Genomic DNA, 14041 nt, shown 5'->3' on the forward strand with positions numbered 1-14041 from the left:
ATCAAAGTGTGTACAGCCCCGCCCTCGACACACCCCGCACTTAAAACCCGCCACAAACGACACACCGCAGATACACCCGGTTGATGAAATACGTCTCAACGGGCACACCGCCGCCCGACATCCCTGACTTGAAGGAGATCAACCATGAGCACCTCGATTTCATCGGCCGTCAAAAGCCTGCACCTGAACCTTGACCGTGCCGGTAGCTGGATCGCGCCACTGACTTTGCGGGTGTTTCTCGCCTGGGAGTTCTTCGAGTCAGGCCTGGAGAAATTCAATGGCGAAAACTGGTTCGCCGACATTCAGGACCGTTTTCTGTTTCCGTTCAACCACCTTCCGGCCACGCTGAACTGGGAACTGTCGATGTGGGTGGAGCTGATCTGTGCCCTCGCCCTGCTGGTCGGCCTGGCTACTCGGTTCTCGGCGATCAGCCTGATCGTGGTCACCATCGTCGCGACCGCCGCGGTGCACTGGCCAGCCGACTGGTCGACCTTGAGCGAACTGGCCCAGGGTTACTCCATCAGCAACAAAGGTTTCGGCAACTTCAAGCTGCCACTGATTTACCTCGCCGCCCTCGTACCGCTGGTGCTTTCCGGCCCTGGCAAGTTCAGCCTCGATGCGTTGCTGGCCCGATTTTTCTGGAAGCGCAATCAACACTGATACTAAGTCCCCTCAAACGCGGAGCGCACGGCATCCACGACACGGTCCGCCATGCGTTCTTCATCAAGTTGCGGGTAAGCTTTCTTTAACTTGCCGGACACTGCCCATCCGTTCTCCTTGATAGAACGGATGATGCGGTTCGCATCCTGGTCTGGCATTTCCAGCACCTCTTTGAGTTGCTCCTGAGCTCGCTGAAAAATCACCAATACTCTGGCTTCATCCGCCATTTCCTTGCGTATCGTGTGCTCGACCACGTACACGAAACCAAATGCCAAGACCGCGGCACGAAATCCTTTACGAAGACAAGAAAAACGCTAACAGAACAGAGATTGTATGGTGAAACGCTAATTTCCGTTGATGGAAAAAGACTAATGATCGAGGAAATTTGATAACGAATCCGGCTTTTGAGAAAAAAACGATAACAGGATTCAAGATAGACGTTATCGCGCCTGAAAATTATCGAATCTCTTCTTCCACTGCCTCGATCCCGACCAGTTTCGGATGCGTACTGCGTTCATGCACATGGGCATGCGGGGTGCGGTCGATCAGCAGGCTCAGCAGTTCCGGACGACTGTAATGCCCACGCGAATCCATCATGCGTTTGCGCTTGTCGATCAGGCACATGTCGAGGTCGACAATCACCTCGCCCTCGCCTTCGGTCAACGCCCCCAGCACCACGCCGTCGGGGCTGATGATCGCGGTGTAGCAACCGCCGGAAATCGGCCCGATCGGGCAACCGGTGTCGGCCATGATCTGCGCTTGTTGCTCAGGGTTGAGCCAGGCGGTGGAGTTGACCACGAAGCAGGCCGCTTCCAACGCGTGCTGGCGGATGCTGACTTCCATTTGCGAGGTGAACAGCGGACCGGCAAACGAGCCGGGGTACATCGAGGCGTGGATCTGTTCGCCGTCGGCCATCAACGCATATCGGGCTAGCGGATTGTAGTGTTCCCAGCAGGCCAGTTGGCCGATGCGCCCTACCGCGCTGTCGACGGCGCGCAGGCCGGAACCGTCGCCCATGCCCCAGATCATGCGTTCGTGATAGGTCGGGGAAATCTTGCGGCGGCTCTGGATCAGCGTGCCGTCGGCATCAAATAGCAGTTGCGTGTTGTATAAAGTGCCAGCGTCACGTTCGTTGACGCCGATGGAGACGACCATGCCCGCCTCTCTGGCGGCGGCGCCAATAGCGTCAGTCGCTGCCGACGGCACGGTGACGGCCTGATCCAGCAACTTGTAGTGCTCCGCGCCCATGGCGAACGGCGACTGGACGAACGAGAAATACGGGTAGTACGGCACGATGGTTTCCGGGAACACGGCGAACTGCACGCCCTGCTCGCCGAGTTCGAGGATCTTCTCCACGACTTTATTGACGGTGCCTTCACGGCTGTAGAGCACGGGGCTGATTTGTACGGCGGCGGCTTTGACGAAGGTCATGGCGGTGATCTCATTGAGAGGATGGGCTTCAACGAGATCAAGATTACGGCAATCATATTCAGTCCTGAATGTCGTATGTACCACCTTTTAGGACAAAAAAAGATGTCACGTACAATCTGTGGCGAGGGAGCTCGCTCCCGCTGGACTGCGCAGCAGTTCCCTTCTTTTGGGTGAAGAGGGGTCGCTACGCGGCCCAGCGGGAGCAAGCTCCCTCGCCACAGGTTCGGTGTTTAGAATTGAAAGATGTGAGTTAGCCCCGATTGGCCCGCTGGATGACTTGTGGTGGCTGGCCGAAGGCACGGAGGAATGCCCGCCGCATGCGCTCCCTGTCACCAAACCCGGTCTCGGTCGCCACCACATCTATCGAGTGCCGGCCGGATTCCATCATCAACCGCGCGGACTCAACCCGCATGCTTTCGATGGCTTTGGCCGGCGATTGCCCGGTTTCGGCATTGAACACGCGGCTGAACTGGCGAGGACTGAGATGGACCGCGTTCGCCAGTTCCTCGACCGACAATTCGGACTTCAGATTTTGCTTGGCGTATGTCAGCGCCGCCTGGATGCGGTCGGTCTTGGGTTCCAATTCCAGCATCACCGAAAACTGCGACTGTCCACCTGCCCGGCGGTGATACACCACCAATTGCCGGGCGACCCGCCGTGCAATCTCGGCGCCCAGATCCTTCTCGACCAAAGCCAGCGCCAAATCGACGCAAGCGCTCATGCCCGCAGCGGTCCAGATGTTGCCATCGTTGATGAATATACGGTCCTCTTCGACCTTGATCCTGGGATACGTCCGCTGCAGTGACGCGGCGTGACACCAGTGAGTGGTCGCGCGCCGGCCATCCAGCAAACCGGCCTCGGCCAAGGCAATGGCGCCGGTGCAAATCGAACCGAGGCGACGGGTGGTTCGGCTGGCCTGACGCAAAAATTCGACCATGCCCGTCGATACTGGACGAATCACGTTATCGCCCATCACCAACAGCGTATCGAACGAACGCTGGTCGAACGCGGTGGTTTCCACGGCAAAACCGGCAGAGGTTTGCACCATGCCGCCGTGCTCGGACAACAAGGCAATGCTATACAGCGGCTCTTCCAGCGCGTTGTTCGTCAGTTCGAACGTGGCACACATGGCCAGGCCCAACACCTGGAAACCGGGGTAAACGATGAGTCCGATGTGCTGCATGGCGCTTGTCTCGATGTCCATAAAGGTGGCATGGCCGTTTATTCGGCCACAGGATCGGACTTTACGCCTGCCAAGGCTCTCATCTGTAAAAAACCGTCCAATGGCCATTGAGGCCCCGCCCATGGCCACCTTCGAATCAGAGCTGATTCGCCATCGCCATGTTCACGAACCGCGTATCGAAGCGCAACTTGATGTTGTTTTTGTCGCCCAGGGTCGAGCCGTCGGCGAACTGCATGCCCACCGCATCGGCGCTGGTCGCGGCCTGGCCGAGCAAGCCCTTGGCGAAGGAAAAGGTGCGGACCTTGTCCATGGTGTGACGAATCGCCTCGGAACTGGCGAACTCATAAGCAGTGGTCGGCGTATAGAACAACATGGTTTGGGTGAGTTGATCCTCGTAGCCCTTCAGATCGGTGCCCGAACGTTCGGCCATCGACGTGCGTGCGGCGATGGCCTGTGCGTTGTCGCCAGACATCAATTGCAAGGTTTCAAACCACGCGCCCACCAACGCCTTGCCCAGTTCCGGGTTGGCCGCCAGTGTCTCGGTGTTCACCGCCATCATGTCGATGATCTCCCCAGGAATTTCCCTGGAGGTGAAGACCTGAACCGCCGTCGGCGATTGCTTCATCACCATGCTCAATTGTGGATTCCACAACGCCGCCGCTGTCACGCCGGGGGTGGTGAAAGAGGCCACTGCATCGGCGTCCGAAGTGTTCATGATCTTGATGTCGCGCTGGCTCAGGCCGTGGATATCCAGCGCCCGGGACATCAGGTAATCGGAGACCGACAGTTCCACCAGATTGACTTGCTGGCCCTTGATGTCGGCGAAGGTCTTGCCGTGTTTGAGGACAATCGCGTCGTTACCGTTGGAGTAATCCCCGAGGATCAGCCCCGTGGTGTCCACGCCGTTGGCGCCTGGAATGGTCAGGGCATCCATGTTGGTCATGCCGCAAGCATCGAATGCGCCCGCGGAGTATTGGTTGATCGACTCGATGTAGTCATTGAGCTGAACCAATTCGATCTTGATGCCGTACTTCTTTGCCCATTTGTCGATGATCCCGTGTTCGCTGGCGTAGCCCCACGGCATCCAGCCGGAATAGATCGACCACGCGACCTTGAATTCCTGTTTCTTCTCAGCCGCCGAAGCACCGAAAGCGAGACAGGAAACCGCCAGTAACACGGCTGCAAAACGGTAAAACACGCACGAGAATGCCTTCATGGAAACCTCACGGGTTATGAATGGGGTGACGCATTGATTTCAAACGAGCGGCTGGGTGTAGCGGCTCAACGTCGGGGATTCGCGCTCGTACCACTGCGCGGCGTCGCGGGTAAATCCGGTGGATTGCGCGTAGCTGACTTGCTGCTCCAGCGTGTCAATGATGAACAGCCGTTCGCAGGCCAGACCATCGACGAGCAATCGTTGAGTGACGTGAACCCCGTCAGCTTGAAGCTCGAAACCATCCAGTGAGATCAGCGGCTGACCCACACGCGCGGCACAGGTGGAGAGCGTCACCTTGTAGCCCTCGTCGAGCGAGCCCTGAGCCACCGAAGTCTCGAAGTTGAACGCACGGCGCAGCCATTGCGGATCATCAGCGTGTTGGGCGACCCGCTCTCGCAGGGGCACACCGCTCTCGAGCGGATGGGCGCGCCCCAGCACCAGAGCCGCATATTCACCGCAGACAATCAGACCACCACCGCGATGGCGCACGACGCCGCTCTCGAGTTCCTTTTCCTCCAACAGCCGCAAACCAATCAACGCACCCGGCGCCGACGATTGCAGGCGCCAGTCTTCGACATAGGCGCCGCTGGGCGCGAACTCGATCATGCAGTTGCCGATACGTTTGAGCAGCCCCGGCTCAGGCCAGCGATTGTGCAACTGCAAGGACGTGTCGGTGTGCCAACTGAGGACTTCGCCTTCCCATGAACACAAGGCTTCCCAACCTTCGTAGTTGGCCAGTCGTTGCAGCTCTTCAGCGCTGTAGGCCAGCAACGGTCTGGCTTGCACCTGGTGTTCTTCCAGCGGCAGGCGCAAGTCGATGGTGAAGTTGCGGCTTTGAAACCAGCACACGTGGGTCTGCGTATCGGTCAGGCCGTCGGCAAAGCTGATTGCCCGGCGTTTGTAGAAACCCAGCATCCAGTCCGGAACACCTTGCTCCGGTTGCTGCGGGTGACGCGAGACAAGTTCATTGAGGTGCATATCAAACCTCCAGGGCGCGGGCGGTACGGCCGAATGAGGACAAGCCCATTGCCCCGTCCGGCAAGCTCAGCTCACCGCGGGCCAGGCGCTGTTTGAGGTAGCGAAAGGTTTGCAGGGTTTGCGCGTACAAATGCTCGCCACACACAACCGGACCGTAGCGGCTGGGTGTTGCCGGATCGACCAGTTGCTTAATGGGCTCGATGACCGTGTCGTAATCACAGGCGCAAAACATCGGGAACGAGTAACGCTCCTGGGCGACTTTGCGAACCCGGTGCGCCGTGGCGACGTAGGCGCCGTTGCTCAGTACTTCCATCATGTCGCCGATGTTGATGACAAACGCGCCCTCCACCAGGGGCACATCGATCCACTGCCCTGCTCCGTTCAGCACTTCGAGTCCCGGCGCGGTCGGCAGCAAAATGGTGAAGCACTCATAGTCGGTGTGCGCACCGATACCGGGACGATCCACCGGCGCATCCGGCGCGTACGGATAGTGGATCAGCCGCAGTTGACTGGGGGGATTGTTGACGCGTTGAGTGAAGGCATTTTCCGCGAGCCCCAGTGCCAGTGCGAAGCCTCGAAAAAGCGTGAGGTTGAGGCTGAACACGGCGTCGTAATAGGCCTTGATGTCTTCCTTGAACCCCGGCAACGCCGACCAGCGATTGGCACCCAGCATCGGACGCGTCCCGTGCGGCAGACGGTAATCGAAGCCGACATCGAAGGCCTCCTTGTGATCAATGCTGCCCTCGACGAATTGCTCTTCGCCCTCCGGTACATAACCGCTGTGATTGCTTGAAAGGCCGATGTAGTCGTTCATCTTCTGCTCAAGCGGCTGAGCGAAATACTCCACGGTCCGCTGCTTGAGGCGGTGGATGATCTGCGGGTCGATACCATGCCCGGTTACGTACAGAAAACCTGCTTGCGAGGCCGCTCGGCCCAAGGCAGCGGCGGTTTCGATACGATTGGCTGCGCAGTCGGAAAAGAGTCCCTGAATGTCCACAAGCGGCAAGCTTGTGAACGCTGAATGAGGGGTAATTCGAGGCGTGGGCGCCATAAGTAACCTCCTGATGATTAGTCAAAATGTCACCTGGTCGTCCAGATATCGCAAAGCCGCGAGGCCTCCGGGTCGTCCCGGATCTGTCGCACCAGAAAAGGTGCTTGAGGGGTGGAGCAATGTGCGTGCCACGTTTGATCGTGAGGATAGGTGCAGCGCTATCTTCTTGATTTGAAAAGGTCAGCAGTTAATACGAGCGATTCAGCAGCTCAATCCTGAAGCCAATCAAAGCACCAGAATGGAGCCTGCTTGCCTGGCACCGATCAATTAAGCCTCACACTGAACCCGTGGCGAGGGAGCTTGCTCCCTCGCCACAGGCGATCAATTCGCGGCGGACGGCATCCAGTCGAATCGATAGACCGCATTTGGCGCCCCTGCATGACATTGGCCGTTATCAGCATCAACGCCAACGATCGACCAATGCGCCCGGGAGTTTTCGCCCAGTGCTTGAGCGGCCTCGGGCTTGAAACACTGCTCCAGAATTTCGGTCGGCACCAATGCATAGGCTTGCGAGTGTTCGCGCAGCCATCGTGCAGCATTCTCGACCGTGGAATGCTCCATGCCGAAATGCACGATCGGCTGCCGGGCGAACAACCAGTGGCCCTCTTCCCAATTGACCAAGACCAGGTCCGCGCCGTGGCTCATGATCGCTGCTTGCGCCATGAGCGCCTGATCCGGATTGGCGCCGTCCTTGACCGGTTCGATAAACCCTCGGGCGAACCACAGCGCAAACCAGGTCGCGACCAGTGCCGGAAATATCCGTCGAAACCGCGGCCGCTGCTTGAACCAGCGTCGCAGCAGCCAGGGCATCAACGGCGCCGCCACCAACACCAGCCCCGGTAACGCCGGATAGATGTACAACTTGCGCTTGCCGGCACTGATACAGAAAAACACCACCACCAGCACCACCCAACCGAGCAACACCAGCACCCGGCCGTCACGCTTCTGCAACTGCCGACGCCACGCGGGCACCAGCCAAGGCAGGAACAGCACCAACGGCAGCCAATACTGAGGAATGACGTTGGTGAAGAAGTACCAGAACGGTTCGCGGTGATGCCATGAGTTGGCGTAGCGCCCTGCGGTCTGCCTCAAGAGGATTTCCCGCGCGTAGGCCACTTCGTCAGCAGCGCCATTGAGCAGGATGGACACCGCCAAAGGCAGCAGCCAGATCGCAGTCGCCGCCAGCATCAGCAGCAACCCAAGGAGCCACTTTCGCGTCTCGCCCGGCATCGCCACCACGCCCGGCCAGTCCTTGCGCACCGCGTAGGCATAAGGGATCAGCATCAGCGCCGGCAGAAAACCCACGCCCTTGGTGATCACGCCAATACCCATGGCCGCGCAGCCCACGTAAAACCAGCGCCACGCGGGGCCGAGCAACAGGTGTCGCGCCAACCCGTACAAGCCCAGCGTGGTGAACAAAATCAAAAAGCTGTCGATCTGGCCGGTGCGCAGAATGCTGTAGGTCTGATAAGTCGCCAGGTACAACAGCACGGCCGTGCGCCCGATGCGCGGGTTCCATAACCGGCGCCCCAGGTCGTAGATCAGCGCCGTGACCGTCACTGCAGAAAACAGCCCCGGAATATACAGCGCGATGTTGGGCTTGCCGGTGAGCCAGACGAAGAACGCCACCGTCCACATGAAAATCGGCGGTTTATCCCCGTAGATCTCACCGGCACGGTGCGGAATCAGCCATGCGCCGTTGTGTAGCATCTCCAGCGCCACACCGAGGAAGCGCTCCTCGTCGACATTCTGCGCCTGACGCCAGCCCAAACCGGCGCCAATCAACAGTAGGGCAAACAGCATCAGGCCGAGGCATTCGACCCTGGGCGACAACGATCGGCGCATCGGTTATTCCTTCAGGCTTTTGCTTTTGGCAATCAACTGCAAATTGCGCAAATAAACGATGGAGCCAAAGGCCTGGCCGACGATGAAGACCGGATCCTGGCGATAGATCGCGTAGGCGAACAGCAACGTGCTGCCAACGATGCTCAAGTACCAGAAGCTCACCGGAATCACGCTGCGTTTCTTGTATTCGCTGTACAGCCACTGCAATACAAAGCGCCCGGTGAAGGCGATCTGGCCGGCGAAACCGATCACCAGCCACAGCGTTTCACGGGTCAGCGTCATCCTTCGAGCTCCTGGGCGTGGGTGTTCAGGCGCGTGCGCTTGATCAGCCACCAGACGCCGATCAGGTCCAGGATGCCCACGAGCGCCCGGTCGAGGTTGCCGTACTTGGACACCCCGGCCGTGCGCGGACGGTGGTTGACCGGGTGGACGATCATTCGGCCGTTGTGGCGCTGGATCAACGCTGGGATAAAGCGATGCATATGGTCGAAGTACGGCAGGCGCAAAAACGCCGCGCGTTCGATCAGCTTCAACCCGCAGCCGGTGTCCGGGGTGGCGTCCTTGAGCAGGCGCCGGCGCAAGCCGTTGGCAAAACGCGAGGCCCAGCGCTTGCTCGCGGTATCGCGGCGATTGACCCGGTGGCCTGCGACCAGTTGCACGTCGCCCCTGCCCCGTTCACTGCGCACCAGCGCCAGCATGCCGGGGATATCCGCCGGGTCGTTCTGCCCGTCGCCATCGAGCGTGACCAGCCATTGCCCGCGTGCCTCGCGCGCCGCGTGATAGAGCGACGTGCTTTGGCCCAGCGAACGTTCATGGTGCAGGATGCGCAACGCGCTCAAGCCGTTGAGCCGGATCTGCCGCAGTTCGTGCAGGGTGGCGTCGGTACTGCCGTCATCGACGACGATGATTTCGTACGCTTCGTTGGCCAATGCCTGGCGAACTTCCTCAAGCAGCGGCTGGAGATTGTTCGCTTCGTTCTTCGCTGGAATCACTACGGATACAAACAGGTCTTGGCTCATGGAGTCCCCCTCGCCTTTTGTTGTTGCGGTCATCAGAGGCGAACGTTTCATACTTGATAAAACTGCCGATGCCACTGCACAAACGCCTTCACGCCGGCAGCCACTGAAACCTGCGGACGGAAATCGATCCACTCGGCCAGCGCCGATACATCAGCCCAGGTCTTGACCACATCACCCGCCTGCAGCGGCATCAAATTGCGCTGTGCCTGCATGTCCAGGGCGGACTCCAGGCAGTCGAGGAAATCCAGCAACGCCACCGGCATGCCGCGTCCGATGTTGAATAGCCTGTTCACGCCGCTGGCAGAACCTTGCGCCACCGGCGGCTTGCTGCGCAGCCGGGCGATGCTTTCGACGATGTCGTCGATGTAGGTGAAATCCCGCGCCATCTGCCCCTGGTTGTAGAGGTCGATCGGCAGGCCTTTGATGATCGCGTCAGTGAACTTGAACAGCGCCATGTCGGGACGGCCCCATGGACCGTAGACGGTAAAAAAACGCAGACCACTGGCCTTCAACCCGTACAGATGGCAATAGCTGTCCGCGAGCAGCTCATTGGCGCGTTTAGTGGCGGCGTACAGGGAAACGGGATGGTCGACGGCATCGTCGACACTGAACGGCAGTTTGCTGTTGCTGCCGTAAACCGAACTGCTCGAGGCGTAGATCAGATGCTCAGGACGATGCTGCCGGCAGGCTTCCAGCACATTGAGAAAACCCACCAGGTTCGATTGCGCATAGGCATCCGGATTGTCCAGCGAATAGCGAACCCCGGCCTGGGCTGCCAGGTGCACCACTTCGGTAAAACGGTTCTCGCGGAACAAATCGACCAGGGCCGGTTTGTCGACGATGTCGAGTTTCTGGAAGCGAAAGCCTGGCAACGACTCCAGCAGCTTGAGCCGCGCCTGCTTGAGGGTCACGTCGTAGTAGTCGTTGAGGTTGTCGATCCCGACGACTTCATGACCGTCCTGGCATAAGCGCCGGGCCGTGTGAAATCCGATAAAACCGGCCGCGCCGGTGACGAGGACCGTCACGCTGACGCACCGATGAATGCGCTGTTGCTGCTCGATAACCACGCCTGCTTCATGTTTCTGTTCCCGCTCATGACGTTTCTAATGCGTTGTTCAGTCATGAAGCTTGTAAAACAGAAATATTGCAGTTTCGGTGCTCTGGATTAACTGCGAAGGGTTTTCCCTTTAAAAGCGACTACTTCGCATCGCCACCCTGCGGCTTGTAAAACTTGAACAAACCGATGTTGGCCGTATTGGTGTACTCCTTGGCCCAAACCGGTTTCACCGTGCGGTCATGGAAATACAGCGCGCCTTTTGTGCGATCCGGCAGTTGTTTGTTCAACGCCTTGCGCGCGATTTCCTTGGCCATCGAGTAAGGCACCTCTTCCTGGACCGAATCGGCTTTGCCATCGCACCACCAGGAGAACTGGCAGCTCTTGGTTTCGGAGCCTTGCTTGACCACCCCACACACCGTATCCGGAAAGCCCTTGTGGCCGAGTCGGTTCATGACCACGTTGGCCACGGCTTCCATATCGGCGGAGTTCTTGCCCTTGGCTTCCCAGTAAATGGAACGGGCAAGGCAGGTGATGGCGTCGTCCAGCGGCGCGGCGCCGGCGCGGTCCACGGACTGGACTTCGGATTGGGTGATGGCCTGGGATTTGGAAGCCGGTGCCTGGCTAATGTTCTCGGCGGCTTTATGCTCAAGCACTTGGGCCTTGTCTTCGGCGACTTTTTGTTTTTGATCTTGATCCGCTGCGAATGTCGGACCGACAACTAGAGTTACTGCGAGGCAAGTGGCTAACCAGTCGAGGCGCATGGTGGGAATAACTCAATGGGCAGTTCGCATCAGTGTAGTAGTGAAATGATTGCACATGGCCCACAACCTTCCTGAAAATACGCTGCCTTAGATGGGGCATCTTCGCGCATCATGTGCGCAACCAGCTCAAGGGGACTTCAATGCGCTTCACTTCATCCGCTGTGCGTTTTGCCGGGTTGTCACTGGGACTGCTGTTCGCCGCCAACGCCGTGGCAAGCGACGAGTCGCAGCTGATCGAATCGATCAACGTCTACCGCAGCCAGTTGCAGCGCTGTGGCGGTCAGGTTTCTTCGGAGCTGCCGCCGCTGGCCGCCGATCCGCGACTGGTGTTGCCAGCCCCCAGCATCGGGAATCTGCAACAAGCCATGGCAGCGGCGGGTTATCCGATGAAGAATGTCCAAGCAATCAGCCTGTCCGGTCCTCGTGATGCGCCTTCGGCGATGAAAGCCATTCAGGAAAGTTTTTGCCAGATCGTGCTCGACCCGCAGTTTGTCGATGTCGGCGTGAGCCGCCAGGACCTCAATTGGCGCATCGTGCTGGCGCGGCCGCTGTTGAGCGGGCGCCTCGGCGACTGGCAAGCGGAAGGCCAGAAACTGCTGGCCGAGCTCAATGTCGCGCGTTCGCAGCCACGCCAATGCGGCACGCAATCCTTCAGCGCCACCACACCGCTGAACTGGAATGCCACCCTGGGCACCGCCGCCGAGGCCCAGTCACGGAGCATGGCCAACAACAATTACTTCGACCACAAAGACCGCGATGGCCGCACACCGGGTGACCGTGCGGAACTGGCGGGTTACAACTTCCAGCAGATCGGCGAGAACATCTCCGCCGGGCAAGACACCGCGCATAAGGTGGTCGAAGGCTGGCTGGCCAGTCCCGGCCATTGCGCCAACCTGATGAACCCACAGTTCCGTGATGTCGGCGCGGCTTATGCGACGGATCCGAAGAGTGACGCGGGGATTTACTGGACGGTGATGTTTGGGGCGCAGTAAGCACTGAACTGGCATAAAACAAACAATGTGGTGAGGGAGCTTGCTCCCTCACCACAGGTTATTTCGGTGTTTTTGCGATGTGCGTCAATAACTTCTCAGCCCGGCCGCATGCATCAACATCCGCGCCTTCACAAGGAACCTTCGCTTGAGCCTCACGCCCGCCCCTAACATCGAAACAGAACCAGCAAAACCCGAGGCCATCAGCCTGCGAGAAGCGTTTCGCTTCTGGCTCAAACTCGGCTTCATCAGTTTCGGCGGGCCGGCGGGGCAGATTTCGATCATGCATCAGGAACTGGTCGAACGCCGACGCTGGATTTCCGAGCGACGCTTTCTGCATGCGCTCAACTATTGCATGTTGCTGCCCGGCCCCGAGGCCCAGCAGCTGGCGACCTACATCGGCTGGCTGATGCACCGGACCTGGGGCGGCGTGATCGCCGGGACGCTGTTCGTGTTGCCGTCGCTGTTCATCCTGATTGCTTTGTCCTGGGTGTACATCGCCTTTGGGGAGGTGCCAGTGGTGGCCGGCGTGTTTTACGGGATCAAGCCTGCGGTGACCGCGATTGTGCTGCACGCGGCGCATCGGATCGGCTCCCGGGCCTTGAAAAATAGCTGGATGTGGGGCATCGCCGCGGCGTCATTCGTGGCCATCTTCGCGCTTAACGTGCCGTTTCCCTTGATCGTATTGGGCGCGGCAATCATCGGTTACTTTGGCGGACGACTGGCACCCGAAAAGTTCAGGACAGGTGGCCACAGCGGCGCAAAAAAATCCTTCGGCCCGGCGTTGATCGATGACGACACACCGACGCCCGAGCACGCCCGTTTCAATAGCGCGAAACTGCTGCGTCTGGCGCTCCTGGGCGCAGTGTTGTGGACCCTGCCGATGGCCGCCCTCACCGCCCTTTTCGGCTGGGAAGGCACGCTGACACAGATGGGCTGGTTCTTTACCAAAGCAGCATTGCTGACCTTCGGCGGAGCCTACGCGGTGCTGCCGTATGTGTATCAGGGCGCAGTGAGTCATTACGGCTGGCTCACGCCGACACAGATGATCGATGGCCTGGCGCTCGGCGAAACCACGCCCGGGCCGCTGATCATGGTCGTGGCGTTCGTCGGTTTTATCGGCGGCTACGTTCATCAGGTGTTCGGCCCCGATCAGGCGTTCGTGGCCGGCGCTGTCGCGGCCATGCTGGTGACCTGGTTCACCTTTCTGCCTTCGTTCCTGTTCATCCTCGCCGGTGGACCGCTGGTGGAGTCGACGCACAACGAACTGAAATTCACCGCGCCGCTGACGGCCATTACGGCGGCGGTGGTCGGCGTGATTGTTAATCTGGCGTGCTTCTTTGGCTACCACGTGCTGTGGCCCAAAGGCTTCGCCGGTCAGCTGGACTGGCCTTCGCTGATGATCGCTGTGGCAGCGGCAATTGCGCTGTTGCGCTTCAAGCGCGGCGTCATTGAAGTGCTGATCAGTTGTGGGGTGATCGGGCTGGGCGTGCACCTGTTGCGCTGAAACAGACGTTTACAGCTTTCACTTTCACCCCTAGTATCCAGACACCCGCGGATAGCTTGTCATCCGCCACCGACGTTTTCCGCTACTGGAAACATGATTCATGCGCACTGCCCCGTCAGAGCACCACGTCTCGACCCTGACCACCTCCCCGGTGGTCGCGCAAGGCATTGCCTCATGAAACGCATCGTCAACCTGCCCATGGCCTTGCGCCGCTCAAAATTGCGTCACTCCGCACGCCCGCCGGATAGCACCCTGCTCGCCTGATTGCGTCCACCACGCATAGAGCGCCCTCCTTTTTCGCTATCGCTGCCAGCACGCTCCGGGTCTTTATCCGCCGTCGTGTC

Annotated in this window: 13 protein-coding genes and 1 pseudogene; 3 read left to right on the top strand and 11 right to left on the bottom strand. The window is 59.3% G+C overall.

The window, feature by feature from the left end:
* Positions 1-144 precede the first annotated feature (144 nt).
* Entirely contained in the window at positions 145-660 is a 516-nt protein-coding gene (locus NL64_RS15290; protein WP_034148904.1) for an HvfX family Cu-binding RiPP maturation protein, read from the top strand.
* A 2-nt stretch (positions 661-662) separates the two neighbouring features.
* On the opposite strand, the pseudogene NL64_RS15295 reads toward NL64_RS15290, so the two are convergent.
* The 11 genes and pseudogenes from NL64_RS15295 to NL64_RS15345 all read right to left on the bottom strand — a co-directional run.
* Positions 663-914, bottom strand: a pseudogene (locus tag NL64_RS15295) (Fic family protein); the annotation flags it as partial.
* A gap of 202 nt (positions 915-1116) precedes the next feature.
* Entirely contained in the window at positions 1117-2091 is a 975-nt protein-coding gene (locus NL64_RS15300) for a nitrilase-related carbon-nitrogen hydrolase (protein ID WP_034148906.1), read from the bottom strand.
* Positions 2092-2341: 250 nt separating this feature from the next.
* A complete protein-coding gene (locus NL64_RS15305; protein ID WP_034148907.1) occupies positions 2342-3274 on the bottom strand; it encodes a GlxA family transcriptional regulator in 933 nt (310 codons plus the stop codon).
* A 136-nt stretch (positions 3275-3410) separates the two neighbouring features.
* On the bottom strand, positions 3411-4490 hold the full coding sequence (locus NL64_RS15310) for a putative urea ABC transporter substrate-binding protein (RefSeq protein ID WP_034148908.1): 1080 nt from the start codon (positions 4488-4490) through the stop codon (positions 3411-3413).
* Between the two features lie 39 nt (positions 4491-4529).
* A complete protein-coding gene (locus NL64_RS15315; protein WP_034148909.1) occupies positions 4530-5468 on the bottom strand; it encodes a hypothetical protein in 939 nt (312 codons plus the stop codon).
* Between the two features lies 1 nt (position 5469).
* Positions 5470-6519 carry an isopenicillin N synthase family dioxygenase gene (locus NL64_RS15320; protein ID WP_052321252.1) on the bottom strand — a complete coding sequence of 350 codons (1050 nt, stop codon included), beginning with the start codon at positions 6517-6519 and terminating at the stop codon, positions 5470-5472.
* A gap of 321 nt (positions 6520-6840) precedes the next feature.
* Positions 6841-8364 carry an ArnT family glycosyltransferase gene (locus tag NL64_RS15325; RefSeq protein ID WP_034148910.1) on the bottom strand — a complete coding sequence of 508 codons (1524 nt, stop codon included), beginning with the start codon at positions 8362-8364 and terminating at the stop codon, positions 6841-6843.
* Between the two features lie 3 nt (positions 8365-8367).
* Positions 8368-8646, bottom strand: a complete 279-nt coding sequence (locus NL64_RS15330; protein ID WP_034148911.1) for a lipid-A-disaccharide synthase N-terminal domain-containing protein — start codon at positions 8644-8646, stop codon at positions 8368-8370.
* On the bottom strand, positions 8643-9383 hold the full coding sequence (locus NL64_RS15335) for a glycosyltransferase family 2 protein (protein ID WP_034148912.1): 741 nt from the start codon (positions 9381-9383) through the stop codon (positions 8643-8645). Before NL64_RS15335 ends, NL64_RS15330 begins: the two co-directional genes overlap by 4 nt.
* 47 nt (positions 9384-9430) lie before the next feature.
* Positions 9431-10408: an SDR family NAD(P)-dependent oxidoreductase gene (locus tag NL64_RS15340; RefSeq protein WP_034148945.1), complete on the bottom strand. Its 978-nt coding sequence runs from the start codon at positions 10406-10408 to the stop codon at positions 9431-9433.
* A 172-nt stretch (positions 10409-10580) separates the two neighbouring features.
* Positions 10581-11201: a cell wall hydrolase gene (locus tag NL64_RS15345; protein ID WP_034148913.1), complete on the bottom strand. Its 621-nt coding sequence runs from the start codon at positions 11199-11201 to the stop codon at positions 10581-10583.
* Positions 11202-11341: 140 nt separating this feature from the next.
* Between NL64_RS15345 and NL64_RS15350 the strand changes: the two genes are divergently transcribed.
* Both NL64_RS15350 and chrA read left to right on the top strand, forming a co-directional pair.
* A complete protein-coding gene (locus NL64_RS15350) occupies positions 11342-12193 on the top strand; it encodes a CAP domain-containing protein (protein ID WP_034148914.1) in 852 nt (283 codons plus the stop codon).
* Between the two features lie 145 nt (positions 12194-12338).
* Positions 12339-13697: a chromate efflux transporter gene (gene chrA / locus NL64_RS15355; RefSeq protein WP_034148915.1), complete on the top strand. Its 1359-nt coding sequence runs from the start codon at positions 12339-12341 to the stop codon at positions 13695-13697.
* Positions 13698-14041 lie beyond the last annotated feature (344 nt).

The sequence above is a fragment of the Pseudomonas fluorescens genome (assembly GCF_000802965.1).
Classification (GTDB): Bacteria; Pseudomonadota; Gammaproteobacteria; order Pseudomonadales; family Pseudomonadaceae; genus Aquipseudomonas; species Aquipseudomonas fluorescens_A.

Coding starts and splice junctions, on each gene's coding strand:
- NL64_RS15320 (WP_052321252.1), bottom strand. CDS start 6,519: ATGGCGCCCACGCCTCGAATTACCCCTCATTCAGCGTTCACAAGCTTG.
- NL64_RS15330 (WP_034148911.1), bottom strand. CDS start 8,646: ATGACGCTGACCCGTGAAACGCTGTGGCTGGTGATCGGTTTCGCCGGC.
- NL64_RS15350 (WP_034148914.1), top strand. CDS start 11,342: ATGCGCTTCACTTCATCCGCTGTGCGTTTTGCCGGGTTGTCACTGGGA.
- NL64_RS15315 (WP_034148909.1), bottom strand. CDS start 5,468: ATGCACCTCAATGAACTTGTCTCGCGTCACCCGCAGCAACCGGAGCAA.
- NL64_RS15290 (WP_034148904.1), top strand. CDS start 145: ATGAGCACCTCGATTTCATCGGCCGTCAAAAGCCTGCACCTGAACCTT.
- NL64_RS15305 (WP_034148907.1), bottom strand. CDS start 3,274: ATGCAGCACATCGGACTCATCGTTTACCCCGGTTTCCAGGTGTTGGGC.
- NL64_RS15310 (WP_034148908.1), bottom strand. CDS start 4,490: ATGAAGGCATTCTCGTGCGTGTTTTACCGTTTTGCAGCCGTGTTACTG.
- NL64_RS15300 (WP_034148906.1), bottom strand. CDS start 2,091: ATGACCTTCGTCAAAGCCGCCGCCGTACAAATCAGCCCCGTGCTCTAC.
- NL64_RS15335 (WP_034148912.1), bottom strand. CDS start 9,383: ATGAGCCAAGACCTGTTTGTATCCGTAGTGATTCCAGCGAAGAACGAA.
- NL64_RS15345 (WP_034148913.1), bottom strand. CDS start 11,201: ATGCGCCTCGACTGGTTAGCCACTTGCCTCGCAGTAACTCTAGTTGTC.
- NL64_RS15325 (WP_034148910.1), bottom strand. CDS start 8,364: ATGCGCCGATCGTTGTCGCCCAGGGTCGAATGCCTCGGCCTGATGCTG.